This is a genomic window from Streptococcus sp. 27098_8_186, from assembly GCF_041432055.1.
Lineage (GTDB): Bacteria > Bacillota > Bacilli > Lactobacillales > Streptococcaceae > Streptococcus > Streptococcus dentalis.
In genome coordinates, this window is sequence record NZ_JAPVYV010000004.1 from 1 (window position 1) to 15,150 (window position 15,150).

Annotated in this window: 13 protein-coding genes and 1 pseudogene; all 14 read left to right on the forward strand. The window is 42.3% G+C overall.

Features of this window, described 5'->3' with window-relative positions:
• A pseudogene (locus O3602_RS05060) lies at nt 1-253 on the forward strand (ABC transporter ATP-binding protein); the annotation flags it as partial.
• The gene (locus O3602_RS05065) at nt 243-1,070 is read left to right on the forward strand and encodes an ABC transporter permease (RefSeq protein WP_151379372.1); all 828 of its coding nucleotides are present in this window, start codon (nt 243-245) and stop codon (nt 1,068-1,070) included. The pseudogene O3602_RS05060 and the gene O3602_RS05065, both read left to right, overlap by 11 nt.
• Nucleotides 1,071-1,088: 18 nt before the next feature.
• Nucleotides 1,089-2,519, forward strand: coding sequence for a zinc-ribbon domain-containing protein (locus O3602_RS05070; RefSeq protein WP_371611278.1), 1,431 nt, complete (start codon nt 1,089-1,091; stop codon nt 2,517-2,519).
• A 108-nt stretch (nt 2,520-2,627) separates the two neighbouring features.
• A complete protein-coding gene (ylqF, locus tag O3602_RS05075; RefSeq protein ID WP_371611279.1) occupies nt 2,628-3,479 on the forward strand; it encodes a ribosome biogenesis GTPase YlqF in 852 nt (283 codons plus the stop codon).
• Nucleotides 3,466-4,233, forward strand: a complete 768-nt coding sequence (locus tag O3602_RS05080) for a ribonuclease HII (protein ID WP_371611280.1) — start codon at nt 3,466-3,468, stop codon at nt 4,231-4,233. Before ylqF ends, O3602_RS05080 begins: the two co-directional genes overlap by 14 nt.
• 3 nt (nt 4,234-4,236) lie before the next feature.
• Nucleotides 4,237-5,166, forward strand: coding sequence for an ROK family protein (locus O3602_RS05085; protein WP_371611281.1), 930 nt, complete (start codon nt 4,237-4,239; stop codon nt 5,164-5,166).
• A 61-nt stretch (nt 5,167-5,227) separates the two neighbouring features.
• Nucleotides 5,228-6,076, forward strand: coding sequence for a DNA-processing protein DprA (dprA, locus tag O3602_RS05090; RefSeq protein ID WP_371611282.1), 849 nt, complete (start codon nt 5,228-5,230; stop codon nt 6,074-6,076).
• 86 nt (nt 6,077-6,162) lie between these two features.
• Nucleotides 6,163-8,244: a type I DNA topoisomerase gene (gene topA, locus O3602_RS05095; RefSeq protein WP_003001546.1), complete on the forward strand. Its 2,082-nt coding sequence runs from the start codon at nt 6,163-6,165 to the stop codon at nt 8,242-8,244.
• A 202-nt stretch (nt 8,245-8,446) separates the two neighbouring features.
• Nucleotides 8,447-9,781, forward strand: coding sequence for a methylenetetrahydrofolate--tRNA-(uracil(54)-C(5))-methyltransferase (FADH(2)-oxidizing) TrmFO (gene trmFO, locus O3602_RS05100; RefSeq protein WP_371611283.1), 1,335 nt, complete (start codon nt 8,447-8,449; stop codon nt 9,779-9,781).
• Nucleotides 9,782-9,874: 93 nt separating this feature from the next.
• Nucleotides 9,875-10,702, forward strand: a complete 828-nt coding sequence (locus O3602_RS05105) for an alpha/beta hydrolase (RefSeq protein WP_003010927.1) — start codon at nt 9,875-9,877, stop codon at nt 10,700-10,702.
• Between the two features lie 38 nt (nt 10,703-10,740).
• The gene (locus O3602_RS05110) at nt 10,741-11,481 is read left to right on the forward strand and encodes an esterase family protein (RefSeq protein WP_003010966.1); all 741 of its coding nucleotides are present in this window, start codon (nt 10,741-10,743) and stop codon (nt 11,479-11,481) included.
• 21 nt (nt 11,482-11,502) lie between these two features.
• Nucleotides 11,503-12,669: an acetyl-CoA carboxylase biotin carboxylase subunit family protein gene (locus O3602_RS05115; RefSeq protein ID WP_371611284.1), complete on the forward strand. Its 1,167-nt coding sequence runs from the start codon at nt 11,503-11,505 to the stop codon at nt 12,667-12,669.
• Nucleotides 12,670-12,888: 219 nt separating this feature from the next.
• On the forward strand, nt 12,889-13,857 hold the full coding sequence (locus tag O3602_RS05120; protein WP_371611322.1) for a thiamine pyrophosphate-dependent dehydrogenase E1 component subunit alpha: 969 nt from the start codon (nt 12,889-12,891) through the stop codon (nt 13,855-13,857).
• Between the two features lie 16 nt (nt 13,858-13,873).
• Nucleotides 13,874-14,866 carry an alpha-ketoacid dehydrogenase subunit beta gene (locus O3602_RS05125; RefSeq protein WP_003011072.1) on the forward strand — a complete coding sequence of 331 codons (993 nt, stop codon included), beginning with the start codon at nt 13,874-13,876 and terminating at the stop codon, nt 14,864-14,866.
• Nucleotides 14,867-15,150: the final 284 nt, after the last annotated feature.

Here is a 15,150-nt window from a genome sequence, read left to right on the forward strand (position 1 = left end):
AATCTTATGTGTCATCACGCATACGCCCGATCGTATTCGTCATCTCTTTGACAAGGTCATGGTGGTCGGAAAGAGTTCGGAAGGCTGTGGTAGACTGTGTTACTTTGGCTCCGTAGACAATGCGCTAACAGTCTTTGCTGCTCAGAGTTTAGAAGAAATCGTTCATAAAATTTCAGGTGCTGAAAATGCAGCTCTTGTTGACCAATATGTTCAATGGTTTGAAAATGAAAGGAGAGGTGGCCATGCTGGATAAGAAGCAAGTCTCGATTTATTTTAGAAAATTCCTTCGACTCCTCATCAACAAGAAATCTCTATTTTTTGTCTTAGAAGCGATTCTTCTTCCTTTCATCATTTCGATCGCTTTTGATGCCAATGAAGTTTTTGATAAATACCATATTACGAGAACTTGTTCCATTATGTTTATTTCTGCAGCACTCTGGATTGGTCTCTTTAATTCAGTGACCAGTATTTGTAATGAGCGTAAAGTTATCAAGTTTGAGTACCAAATTAAAGGCTTGTCCTTGCCTTCTTATGTGACGGCGCGCGTGCTAACAGAGTTGGTGCTTTGTTTCGCGGAAGCGATCTTAATGATTGGAACCATTGTTGTGCGCTATCCACGTATCCAAGGAAACAGTAGCCAGATATTCCTTTTTGGGATCACTTTGTTTTTGGTGATCTTTACTTCAGATATGTTGGCCTTATTGATTTCAGCCTTTGTTAAAAAATCATCCCAAGCGATGACAGCCATGCCGCTTGTATTGATGGTTCAATTGCTGTTTTCCAATTTCCTCCAATCCTTGGATGAGAAAATTCCATTTTTAGTCTGGATCTCACATGCGACCATTACGAGATGGGGAACAACAGCCTTCTTCCGGATTGCAAACATGAATAATATGGTCCCCTCCCAAGGTCATACTGACTGGCAAGTTTATCAAAAAGATGGGGTAGGAACCTATGATTTTGATCTACTTGCGATTCTTGGAAATTGGGGTGTCTTGCTTGCTTTTGCAGCTCTATTTATAGTCGCAACTTCCCTCGTATTGACTTCTGTCCGTAAGGACGCTCGATAAAAAATAAGGAGATGATTTATGAAAAACTGTACCAATTGCCAGGCACCTATCAATGCTGGTGATGCCTTTTGTTCTAAGTGTGGAGCTAAAGTTCAAGTAGCTGCCCAAGCTGAACCAAAAGCTGTTACGTTTCAACCAAAGACAGTGCAATTAGGGCCAACTCCCACTCAAGCCCCAGCACCTAAAAAAACCAAAAGAAACATGAAAGGAATTTTAGCAGGGATTTTTGTACTTCTTGCTATCATTACTGTTGCAGGTTATTTCTTTTTAAACCGTGGTAGTAGTGACACCATTAATTTAGAGGACTATGTAAAGCTAAAATTTGAGGGGAATGATGGTGAAGGCTATATTGTTGAGAAGTCAGTTAGTTTGAACAAGGAAAATTTAGATCGGGATATCAAGAAAAAGATAGAAGCAGAAGGCTTGAATACTGAGAGTTCAAACTACAATATCGATCAGCTTGTTTCAAAAGTAGAATTTAGTGTTTATAAAGGGGATGAACTGATCGATGTAAAAGAACGCAAGAACCTAAACAATCATGATAAAATTACAGTCAAATTACTTTACGATAAAAGCGATCTTGAAGACATGATACCTGGCCTTCACTTTACTGGTACATCTGTAACTCAGGAGGCAGATCTTATCCCGCTTGTAGGGATTGACCCCTTTAAGGGTTTTTATCCAAAAATCAAGGGCATTTCTCCAAATGGAAGTTTATCAAAACCATCTAAATTTGAAGGAAAAGATCTAGAAATTATTGCAAAAGCAACCGCTAACTATGGCTTCCCATTTGATTATTATCTGAACGGTAAAGAAGTTTCAAGTAATGATCCCATTGCAGTTGGAGATGAAATCGAAATTCGTCTCAATGAAAGTGGTAAAAATGCATTGAAAAAAGAAGGTCAAACTGTTGAGAAAGGAAAAGATAGCAAGAAATACAAGGTCACCTTGGCTGATTTTGAGGAAGGGGCTTATGTGACTTCCTTGTCAAAAGTGGATGAGGATACACAAGAAGCCATCTCTAAAAATGTAGAGGATGCAGCAAAGGCTTATGCGGCTGACCGCAATTATAAAGACCTTCCAAAATTTGAAGGGATGGCTTTTGCGGCAATCAAAGATGGGGTTGATTGGGGAGGGACATTTGATTCCAAAATTCCACAAATGGTCTATGTATACTCTATTACCAATACATCTTATGGTAAATCAAAAACAAGTTATTTTGTCATTTCAAAGATAGCGGTTATTGAACAGGTCGAAAATCATGGAAAAGCCAACGTTCATAAAAAACCTGGAAAAACCATTCAAACCTTTGAGAAAAATGCTAAGAAGTACGACTTCAAAAGCATGTCTGATGAGAATGACTTGAAGAACTACTTTACTAGAAATATCGACACCTATACCTATACAATGGACGATCAATTGAAATCGTTGATAAATTGGACAGAATAGAAGAAAAAGAAGTTACTTCGGTAGCTTCTTTTTAGTATTTTATTAATCACAGTGATTCCAGAAAACATGGTATAATAGAGGAGATTGAACTGGAAAGGAAGTGAGATTATGGCAACTATTCAATGGTTTCCTGGACACATGTCCAAAGCTAGAAGACAAGTACAAGATAGTTTAAAATTCGTGGATTTTGTGACGGTTTTGGTAGATGCTCGTTTGCCCCTATCAAGCCAAAATCCTATGTTAACAAAAATTGTTGGTGATAAGCCCAAATTAATGATTTTGAACAAGGGTGACTTGGCAGATCCTGTCGCAACAAAAGAATGGCAGGACTATTTTGAATCTCAGGGGATCAAAACCTTGGCGATCAACTCCAAAGAGCAATCTACGGTTAAGAAGGTCACAGATGCTGCTAAGAGTTTGATGGCTGATAAAATTGCCCGTCAAAAGGAACGGGGGATTCAGATTGAAACCCTTCGGACCATGATCATCGGGATTCCTAATGCTGGGAAATCAACTTTAATGAACCGCTTAGCAGGGAAAAAGATTGCTGTTGTTGGAAATAAACCAGGGGTAACCAAGGGGCAACAATGGTTGAAAACCAATAAGGATCTCGAAATTTTGGATACCCCAGGGATTCTCTGGCCTAAGTTTGAAGATGAAGAAGTGGCCTTAAAGCTCGCTTTAACAGGCGCCATCAAGGACCAGTTGCTTCCGATGGATGAAGTAACCATCTTTGGTCTCAACTATTTTAAAGAGCATTATCCAGCTGTTTTGCAGGAACGTTTTAAACAAATGGATCTGGAACAAGAAGCTCCTGAAATCATTATGGAGATGACCCAAAAATTAGGATTTCGCGAGGATTACGACCGCTTTTACCAACTCTTTGTCAAAGATGTTCGCGATGGGAAATTGGGACGGTATACGTTGGATCGCGTAGGGGAAATTGATGGCAACCATTAAGGAAATTAAAGAGCAATTAGCAAACATCCAGCGGTTAGACGATCCTTTATTGACTGAATTGGAACAGGATAGCCGATCTGGGGTGATCCAAGCGATCGCAAAGCAAAAAAGAGAGATCCAAAAACGGATAGATGAAGATGAGCGCTTGGAAGGAATGCTGGTCTATGAAAAAGAATGCTATGCACGTGGGATTGATCTTATTGCAGGTGTGGATGAAGTGGGACGCGGCCCATTAGCGGGTCCAGTTGTTGGAGCTGCTGTGATCTTGCCGAAAGCTTGTAAGATTCCAGGACTCAACGATAGTAAAAAGATTCCAAAATCCAAGCACAAGGAAATCTATGAGGCTGTGCTCCAAGAAGCTATTGCGATCAGCATTGGCGTCAAGGACAATCACGTGATTGACCAAGTCAATATCTATGAAGCTACGAAGCTAGCCATGATGGAGGCCATTGGTCAGCTAGAGCCTCAACCCCAGCATCTTTTGATTGATGCTATGAAGTTAGATCTTCCAATTTCCCAAACTAGTATCATCAAAGGGGATGCTAACTCCTTATCCATTGCTGCAGCATCCATCGTAGCTAAGGTGACTCGGGATCAGATGATGGAAGAGTTTGATAAAGAATATCCGGGTTATGATTTTGCGCAGAATGCTGGCTATGGGACAGCTAAGCATCTGGCTGGCCTCGACAAGCTGGGAGTGACTCCTATCCATCGGCGTTCATTTGAACCCGTCAAATCAATGTGTGAGGATTAGGCTATGCTATTTACTATCGATATCGGAGGGACCTTTATAAAGTACGGTCTGATGGACGCAGACTATCAATTGGTTCATACAGACAAGATCCCAACACCACCTACGATTGAGGAGTTTTGGCAAGGTTTAGAAGGAATCGTTGCTCCTGTACGTGAAGAAATCGAGGGGATCGCCATTTCATGCCCTGGTGAGATCCAAAAGAGCCTTGGCTTTGTCTTTAGGGGAGGTCTCATTCCATATTTACGCGGCATTCCTCTAGCAAGTAGACTCGAACAAACATTTCAAGTACCTGTCACCGTTCTTAATGATGGAGAAGCTGCTGGTTTAGCGGAAGCAAGGCTTGGTAATCTAAAAGATTGTCCTTGCGGTACGACCTTGGTCTTAGGGACAGGAGTAGGCCTTGCTCTTCTTTCTAACGGCGACCTATTGAGAGGATGGCAACTGACAGAATACATTCGGTCTTTTGATAAGGCAGAAAGAACACCAGAAAATCGCCGCTTTCATCGCGAACTCTTTTTGCAAGGCATTTCCAATCTTTTGGAAAACACCGGTTCAGCTGTTCAATTTGTTGAGAAGGCTAGTCACATCTTGAACCTAGAAAAGACAGATGGTATAGCTGTTTTCAAGGCTCTTGATCAAGGAGGCCATGAGGAGCTGATATCCTTGTTTCAGGCTTATTGTCACGATATTGCTATTCTGATCCTTAACCTTCAGTCTTTGCTCTTGCTTGAAAAAGTGACGATTGGAGGGGGTATTAGTAGTCAACCACTACTGATCGATGAGATCAGTCGACAATACCATAACCTACTCTCTCAAAAGGGGCATAAACAATTTGAGGCCTTGCCGATCCAAGCGGCTCGCTTCCACAATGAAAGCAACTTGATTGGTGCGGCATCTTACTTTTATTCTTCGACACATCAAAAAAAGTTCTAGAAATAGGACTTTTTTTCTTTTCTTTTTCGAATTAATAAGTGAGAGGAAGTGGAAGGTGACCATGGAGAAATTTGAAATCTTTAAATTAAAAGAAGCCGGTTTATCAAATGAGCAAGTATTGAGAGTCTTGGACTACTGTAGGAAAGACCAAGTATTACCAAGCTTAGAAGTGATAGCAAGGATCGCTCGCTGTCGCAGTATTATTCATTTTGTAGACAAATACAGGCAACTGGATGAAGACCATTTACACAAGGAGTTTGAACGGTTCCCGTCTCTATCCATTTTTGATCCTGAATACCCTGAGGAATTGCTACAGATCTACAATCCTCCTGTACTCCTTTTTTACCAAGGAAATTTGCAACTGTTAACCAGACCGAAGATTGCAGTTGTTGGAGCTCGAGAGACCACGCGAGAAGGGGTGCGATCTGTAGAGAAAATTATTAAGGAACTTGGGAATGAACTGGTCATTGTTAGTGGACTTGCTAAGGGAATTGATGCGACAGCTCATTATGCCAGTATACGAAATGGTGGCAAGACCATCGGAGTGATTGGAACGGGACTAGATGTCTTTTATCCAAAGAGCAATCAAAGACTACAGGTGCATATGGGAGAACACCATCTGATCTTGAGCGAGTATGGTCCAGGGCAGGCCCCACTTAAGTTTCATTTTCCTGAGCGAAATCGCATCATTGCAGGTCTCTGTCAGGCAGTGATTGTGGCAGAGGCGCGACTCCGTTCAGGGAGTTTGATTACTTGTGAGCGTGCTATGGAAGAAGGCAGAGACGTTTTTGCTATTCCAGGAAATATTTTAGATGGAAAATCTGCAGGCTGCCATCACCTGATTCAAGAAGGCGCAAAGCTTGTCACATCAGGCCAGGACATTCTTGATGAATTGAAATACGAATTGTGATTTTCCTATAGGAGAAGTTCCTAGTTGACATCTTTCTTAAAATGTATTAAACTCAATGAGATTTATACAATACAGAGGGATAAAACGTGGTAACAAAAAAGAAAAGCAGTACAGCCAAGAAAAATTTGGTGATTGTGGAGTCTCCTGCGAAGGCCAAAACAATCGAAAAATACCTTGGTCGTAACTACAAAGTCATGGCTAGTGTGGGCCATATTCGGGACCTGAAAAAATCAACCATGTCGATTGACTTCGACAATAACTATGAACCGGAGTATATCAATATTCGCGGAAAAGGTCCTTTGATCAATGATTTGAAAAAAGAAGCTAAAAAAGCCAAACAAGTCTTTCTCGCAAGTGACCCGGATCGCGAAGGAGAAGCTATTTCTTGGCATTTAGCGCATATTTTGAACTTGGATGCCAAGGAAAAGAACCGTGTGGTCTTTAACGAAATCACCAAGGATGCCGTTAAAAATGCCTTCAAAGAACCGCGCCAAATCGATATGGACTTGGTCGATGCCCAACAAGCACGTCGGGTCTTGGACCGGATTGTAGGGTATTCAATTTCGCCTATTCTTTGGAAAAAGGTTAAAAAAGGACTTTCTGCAGGGCGCGTGCAATCAGTTGCCCTCAAACTAATCATTGATCGTGAAAACGAAATTAATGATTTCAAGCCGGAAGAATACTGGACCATTGATGGTGTCTTCAAAAAAGGGACCAAACAATTCCAAGCCAGCTTCTATGGGATTGATGGCAAGAAGATGAAGCTCAACACCAATGAAGAGGTGAAAGCTGTTCTTGAACGCTTAGAGGGTAAAGATTTTACCGTTGAGAAGGTGGAAAAGAAAGAGCGTCGTCGGAATGCGCCACTTCCATACACCACCTCTTCTATGCAGATGGATGCTGCCAATAAGATCAACTTCCGTACGCGTAAGACCATGATGGTTGCCCAGCAGTTGTATGAAGGAATTAATATTGGCTCTGGTGTTCAAGGTTTGATTACCTATATGCGTACCGATTCTACACGGATCAGTCCAGTTGCGCAAAATGAGGCAGCGAACTTTATCGTGGATCGCTTCGGTGAGAAATATTCCAAGCATGGAAGCCGCGTGAAAAATGCTTCTGGTGCCCAAGATGCCCACGAAGCGATTCGTCCATCCAGCGTCTTCAATACTCCTGAGAGCATTGCCAAATACTTGGACAAAGACCAATTAAAACTCTACACTTTGATTTGGAACCGCTTTGTAGCTAGTCAAATGACAGCTGCTGTCTTTGATACCATGAATGTCCGTTTGGGGCAAAATGGGGTTCAGTATACAGCAAATGGGAGCCAGGTGAAGTTTGATGGTTATTTGGCTATTTATAACGACTCAGATAAGAACAAGATGTTGCCGGATATGGTAGAAGGCGATATTGTTAAGCAAGTCAATAGCAAGCCGGAGCAACACTTTACCCAACCACCTGCTCGATATTCTGAAGCGACTTTGATTAAGACCTTGGAAGAGAACGGTGTTGGTCGTCCTTCAACCTATGCTCCGACCATTGAGACCATTCAAAAACGCTATTATGTGAAGCTGGTAGCTAAACGTTTTGAACCAACGGAATTAGGGGAAATCGTCAATAAACTGATTGTTGAATTCTTCCCAGATATTGTCAACGTGACCTTCACAGCAGAGATGGAAGGGAAACTCGATGATGTCGAACTTGGAAAGGAAGAGTGGCAAAAAGTCATTGATGCCTTCTACAAACCATTCTCTAAGGAAGTCGCAAAGGCTGAAGAAGAGATGGAAAAAATCCAAATTAAAGATGAACCAGCTGGTTTTGATTGTGAAGTCTGTGGTAGCCCGATGGTGATTAAATTAGGACGTTTTGGTAAGTTCTATGCTTGTAGTAATTTCCCAGATTGTCGTCATACGCAAGCCATTGTCAAAGAAATCGGGGTGGAATGTCCTGACTGTCATCAGGGACAAATCATAGAGCGTAAAACCAAGCGCAACCGTATCTTCTATGGATGCAATCGCTATCCAGAGTGTGAATTCACCTCTTGGGATAAGCCGATCGGTCGGGATTGTCCAAAATGTGGCCACTACTTAGTTGAGAAAAAAGTTCGTGGTGGCGGCAAACAAGTCGTATGTAGCAATGGCGACTACGAAGAAGAAAAAGTGAAATAAGCTTTTAAATGATTCAATGTCTATTATAACGGCAATTTTTATAAATGTCTGTTATAATAGACATTCGTTGGACAGGAAGGAAAAGCCTCCCTGTCTTTTTACTTGGCTTTTTGGTATAATGGACCAAGTAGAAAATTAGAAAGATTTGTGGGTGTCTAACAGTTCAGTGAGGTGTTTTGATACCCAAAGAGGTATTAGTGTCATGTCTCAATCTTATATCAATGTGATCGGTGCGGGCCTTGCTGGCTCTGAAGCAGCTTACCAGATTGCCCAACAGGGAATTCCGGTCAAGCTTTATGAAATGCGGGGAGTGAAATCCACTCCGCAACACAAAACAGACAACTTTGCTGAGTTAGTGTGTTCCAACTCTCTTCGTGGGGATTCTCTCACCAATGCTGTCGGGCTCCTCAAAGAAGAAATGCGCCGTCTGGGTTCTGTCATCCTTGAAGCAGCAGAAGCGACTCGTGTACCAGCTGGTGGAGCACTGGCAGTGGACCGGGAAGGCTTTGCTAGTCGGGTAACGGAGAAGGTGTCCCAACACCCTCTCATTGAAGTCATTCGCGATGAAATTACGGAATTGCCGACAGATGCCATCACAGTGATCGCAACAGGGCCTCTAACCAGTGATGCCTTGGCAGAAAAGATCCATGCCCTTAATGGTGGCGATGGTTTCTATTTCTATGATGCAGCAGCTCCAATCATCGATGTCAATACTGTCGATATGAACAAGGTCTATCTCAAGTCTCGTTATGACAAAGGAGAAGCAGCCTATCTCAACTGTCCCATGACCAAACAGGAATTTATGGATTTCCACGAGGCCTTGGTCAATGCAGAAGAAGCCCCGCTCAACTCTTTTGAAAAAGAAAAGTATTTTGAAGGTTGTATGCCAATTGAAGTCATGGCCAAACGAGGCATCAAAACCATGCTTTATGGCCCTATGAAGCCAGTTGGACTCGAGTATCCAGATGATTACAAAGGGCCACGTGATGGGGAGTTTAAGACACCTTACGCAGTCGTTCAGTTACGCCAAGACAATGCGGCTGCCAGCCTCTACAATATCGTCGGCTTCCAAACTCACCTTAAATGGGGCGAACAAAAACGGGTCTTCCAAATGATTCCAGGTTTGGAACATGCGGAGTTTGTCAGATACGGCGTCATGCACCGCAATTCCTACATGGATTCTCCAAATTTGCTAGAACAAACCTACCGTTCTAAGAAACAACCGAACCTCTTCTTTGCAGGCCAAATGACAGGTGTAGAAGGCTATGTTGAGTCAGCGGCCTCAGGTTTGGTAGCTGGAATCAATGCAGCTCGCCTTTTCAAAGGGGAAGAAGCAGCGATTTTCCCTGAAACGACAGCTATCGGAAGCCTGGCTCACTATATCACCCATGCTGACAGCAAGCATTTCCAACCCATGAATGTCAACTTCGGGATTATCAAAGAGCTGGAAGGTCCACGCATTCGGGATAAAAAGGAACGTTATGAGAAAATTGCCGAACGTTCTTTACAAGATTTGGCTCAGTTTATGGAAAAATAACCCAATAAAGGAAAAAGTTTGGAGAAAATCCAGACTTTTTCTTCTAAAAATGGTATAATGAATAAAATTTAGAATATAGAGAGTTTTCTGACAATGAACAAATCCTATTTTTATTTAGATATGAAGACACACGAGTTGAAAGTGCCTTATACCGGAAAACTCCGTCGTGTGCGAGTCTTATTACCTAAGAATTATGAAACGGATACAGATAGACGTTACCCTGTTATTTATTTCCACGATGGGCAGAACGTTTTGTATAGCAAGGAAGCTTATGCGGGTCATTCCTGGAAAGTCATTCCAGCCATTAAGCGGAATCCTGATATTAGCCGCATGATTGTCGTTGCGATCGATAATGATGGTTTCCAACGCATGAACGAATACTCTGCCTGGAAGTACAAGGAATCTAATATTCCTGGCATGCAATTTGGTGGCAAGGGAGTTGAGTACGGCGAATTTGTTATGGAAGTGGTGAAACCTTTTATCGACCAAGAATACCGGACTCTTGCTGATCGAGAACATACGGCCATGATTGGTTCTTCCTTGGGTGGAAATATTACCCAATTCTTGGGCATAGAGTACCAAGATCAAATCGGTTGTTTAGGGGTCTTTTCATCCGCTAACTGGCTACACCAAGATGCCTTCAATCATTATATCGAACGCAAAAAATTATATGCAGACCAACGGATCTACATCTATGTGGGGACTGAAGAGGCGGATGATACAGATAAAACTTTGATGGCAGGAAACATCAAGCAAGCCTATATTGATTCATCTCTTCGTTATTATCACGATGTTATCCAACAAGGAGTTGCTTTAGAAAATATTGCCATTCGGATTCAATCCGGCGCTATTCACCATGAAGAAGCTTGGGCCGAACATTTACCTGAGTGCCTTCGTTTTTTGGCAGAAAATTGGGATTAATAGACTGTAAATAAAGAAATAAAGGAAAGAGGGAACTTATGAATATTGAACATTTAAGCCACTGGAGTGGCCAACTCAACCGTGAAATGTATTTGAATCGCTATGGACACGCAGGGATTCCTGTTGTTGTCTTTGCTTCATCAGGTGGAAGCCATAACGAATACTATGACTTTGGTATGATTGATGCTTGTGCTCAGTTTATCGAAGAAGGACGGGTTCAATTCTTCACCCTTTCCAGTGTCGATAGTGATAGCTGGCTTTGTAATTGGAAAAATCCTCACGATCGTGCCGAAATGCATCGTGCTTACGAACGCTATGTGATTGAAGAGGCCATTCCTTTTATCAAACACAAAACAGGCTGGTTTGATCCGATGATGACGACTGGTTGCTCTATGGGAGCCTACCACGCGCTCAATTTCTTCTTGCAACATCCAGATGTCTTCAACAAAGTGATTGCCTTGAGTGGTGTCTATGACGCTCGTTTCTTTGTTGGTGATTTTGGAGGCGATGAAGCCATTTACCAAAACTCGCCATCTGATTATATTTGGAACCAAAATGATGGCTGGTTTATCGATCGTTACCGTCAGGCTGAGATTGTCGTTTGTACCGGTCTTGGCGCTTGGGAACAGGATGGCCTACCATCTTTCTACAAACTGAAAGAAGCCTTTGATCACAAAAATATTCCTGCATGGTTCGCTGAATGGGGACATGATGTCGCCCACGATTGGGAATGGTGGCGCAAACAAATGCCATATTTCCTAGGCCAAATGTATCTATAAGTAAAAAGGGAGGAGAGCTCAATGAATTATATCGTTATTTCACCATATTACCCACAAAACTTCCAACAATTTACAATCGAGTTGGCTAATAAAGGGATCACTGTCTTGGGAATTGGTCAAGAGCCATATGAACAGTTAGATGAGCCTTTGCGCAACAGCTTAACAGAATATTTCCGTGTTGAAAATTTGGAAAATCTGGATGAAGTGAAGCGTGCAGTAGCCTTTCTCTTTTACAAACATGGTCCAATCGATCGTATTGAATCCCACAATGAATACTGGTTGGAATTGGATGCGGCGCTTCGAGAACAATTCAATGTCTTCGGGGCTAAGCCAAAAGATCTGAAGAAAACCAAGTTCAAATCTGAAATGAAGAAACTCTTCAAAAAAGCTGGAGTCCCAGTCGTTCCGGGTGCAGTGGTTAAAGCTGAAAAAGATATCGACAAGGCCGTGAAGAAGATTGGGTTGCCATTGATTGCCAAACCTGACAATGGAGTAGGAGCAGCAGCGACCTTCAAGATCGAAACGCCAGAAGATGTGGACCATTTCAAGGCTGAGTGGGATGGCCATACCGAGTACTTCTTTGAGAAATTCGTCACTTCTAGCGAGATTTGTACCTTTGATGGTCTGGTCGATCGTGATGGCAACATTGTCTTCTCCACTACATTTGACTATGCTTATACGCCGCTCGATTTGATGCTCTACAAGATGGATAACTCTTATTATGTTCTTAAAGAGATGGATCCAAAATTGCGTCAATACGGGGAAGCGATTGTCAAAGCCTTTGGCATGAAGGAACGTTTCTTCCACATTGAGTTCTTCCGCGATGGGGATGACTATATTGCGATCGAGTACAATAATCGCCCTGCAGGTGGCTTTACCATCGATGTCTACAACTACGCTCACTCGATTGATTTGTACCGTGGCTATGCTGCCATCGTAGCAGGAGAACCCTTCCCAGCTTCTGAATTTGAGCCTCTTTATTGCTTGGCAACTTCACGACGTGCCAATGCAGCCTATGCTCTGTCAGAGGAAGAAGTTTTGGCTAAATACCATGATCAATTCCGTGTCAAGAAAGACATGCCAGCGGCCTTTGCGGAACTTCAGGGAGATTACCTCTATATGCTTACTACACCTAGTCGTGAAGTATTGGAACAAATGATTCATGACTTTGGTCAACGCCAATCATAAGATGATGACCGGTAGGATAGGATCCTATCGGTTTTTTTATATGTATAGCAAAGTCATGAGTGATAAGTTTGTGAAATATTGTATTTGGATTTTAAAAAGCTTATAAAACCATCTTCCAAGGAATAAAGTTTGTGAAATCATTTGAGCATTATTTTTGACAGTGCTTTCATTTTTGGCTAGAATGAAAGAGAATGAATAAATGCTAAGAAAGGCGAAATGATGGCAACATTAGATAAAAGTCTCTTATTGGAAATGTTCCGTAAAATGGAAGAAATCCGTCGCATGGACTTAAAAATTGCACAGTTAGTAAAAAAAGGGAAAGTGCCAGGAATGACGCACTTTTCTGTTGGGGAAGAAGCGGCAAACGTTGGAGCAATGTTAGCTTTAAACGACGACGATTTGTTGACATCTAACCACCGTGGTCACGGACAAGCCATCGCTAAAGGAATCGATTTGAATGGCATGATGGCTGAGATCCTGGGGAAATATACGGGTACTTGTAAAGGGAAAGGTGGCTCTATGCATATCGCTGACTTAGATGCCGGAAACCTTGGCGCTAACGGGATCGTTGGTGGTGGTATGGGAATTTCAGTAGGTGCTGCCCTTACACAACAAATGAAAAAGACTGGTAAGATTGTCGTCTGCTTTTTTGGGGACGGCGCAACCAACGAAGGTGTTTTCCACGAAGCAGTGAATATGGCTTCCATCTGGAACCTCCCAGTTATTTTTTACTGTATCAATAACGGTTACGGAATCTCTGCCGACATCAAGAAGATGACCAATGTCAAGCATATCCACGAGCGTAGTGCTGCTTATGGCATTCCTGGAATGTTTATTCCTGATGGAAACAACGTTATTGATGTCTATGAAGGATTTAAAAAGGCTGTTGAACACGTCCGCTCTGGTAAAGGCCCTGTCTTGATTGAAAGTGTTACTTATCGTTGGCTTGGTCACTCTTCATCTGACCCTGGTAAATACCGGACCCGTGAAGAAGTCGAAGAGTGGAAGAAGAAAGATCCAATCGAAAACCTTCTCAAGTATCTCCTTGAAAATGAGATTGCGAGCGCAGAAGAATTGGATCAGATCCAAGAAGAAGTAAAAGAAGCAGTTGAAGCTTCAGTGAAATTTGCGGAAGAAAGCCCATTCCCTCCACTCGAATCAGCTTTCGAAGATATTTACGCAGACTAAGGGGGAGTAGAGAATTATGGAAACTAAATTAATGTCTTTCCGCGATACCATTATCCTTGCTATGTCTGAGGAAATGCGTCGCGATGAAAATGTATTGTTGATGGGAGAAGATGTCGGAGTGTTTGGTGGAGACTTCGGAACTTCTGTAGGGATGCTGGAAGAGTTTGGTCCAGAACGTGTCCGTGACTGTCCGATTTCTGAGGCTGCGATTTCAGGTGCAGCAGCAGGGGCAGCCATGACCGGACTTCGCCCAATCGTTGATATGACCTTCATGGATTTCTCAGTAATTGCCATGGATGCTATCGTCAACCAAGCTGCTAAGACTCGCTACATGTTTGGTGGTAAAGGGCAAGTTCCGATGACCATTCGCTGTGCTGCTGGTAACGGAGTTGGATCTGCAGCTCAACACTCCCAATCCTTGGAATCATGGTTTACGCATATTCCTGGTTTGAAAGTTGTTGCTCCTGGTACGCCAGCGGATATGAAGGGACTTCTCAAGTCATCGATCCGTGATAACAACCCCGTTATCATTCTTGAATATAAATCAGAATTCAACCAAAAAGGGGAAGTGCCAGTTGATCCCGACTACACGATTCCACTTGGTGTCGGAGAAATCAAACGTGAAGGAACTGACGTCACTGTCGTAACCTACGGAAAAATGCTTCGTCGCGTGATGCAGGCAGCTGAAGAATTGGCAGAAGAAGGCATCTCAGTAGAAGTAGTAGATCCACGGACTTTGGTCCCACTCGATAAAGAAATCATCATTAATTCTGTCAAGAAGACAGGAAAAGTAGTCCTTGTCAATGATGCCCACAAAACAAGTGGCTATATCGGTGAAATTTCAGCTATCATTTCTGAATCAGAAGCATTTGATTACTTGGATGCACCAATCCGCCGTTGTGCGGGAGAAGATGTGCCAATGCCTTACGCACAAAACCTTGAAAATGCAATGATTCCAACAGTTGAAAGCATCAAAGATGCTATTCGTAAAACATATAACAAAGAATAATACATAACATAAATTATGTAATATCATTTGAATTAGACGAGGAAACTTTGTATCTTTTTAGGTACAAAGTTCTCTGCGTCCTTAATATCTTAGATTAGAGCACGGGCTAAAGTCTGTGTGAAAAAGATAAACTTTCCTAGAAACTAAAGTTTCTTCGTCAAGTTTCCTATTTTCACTTTGACTTTTGACGCCCTTAGTATCTTATAACTGAATCCGGACGGAGGACTGTGAAAAAAAGATAGATTTCCTTGTGTTCATCGAACACAGCGTCAATCTCCTATTTT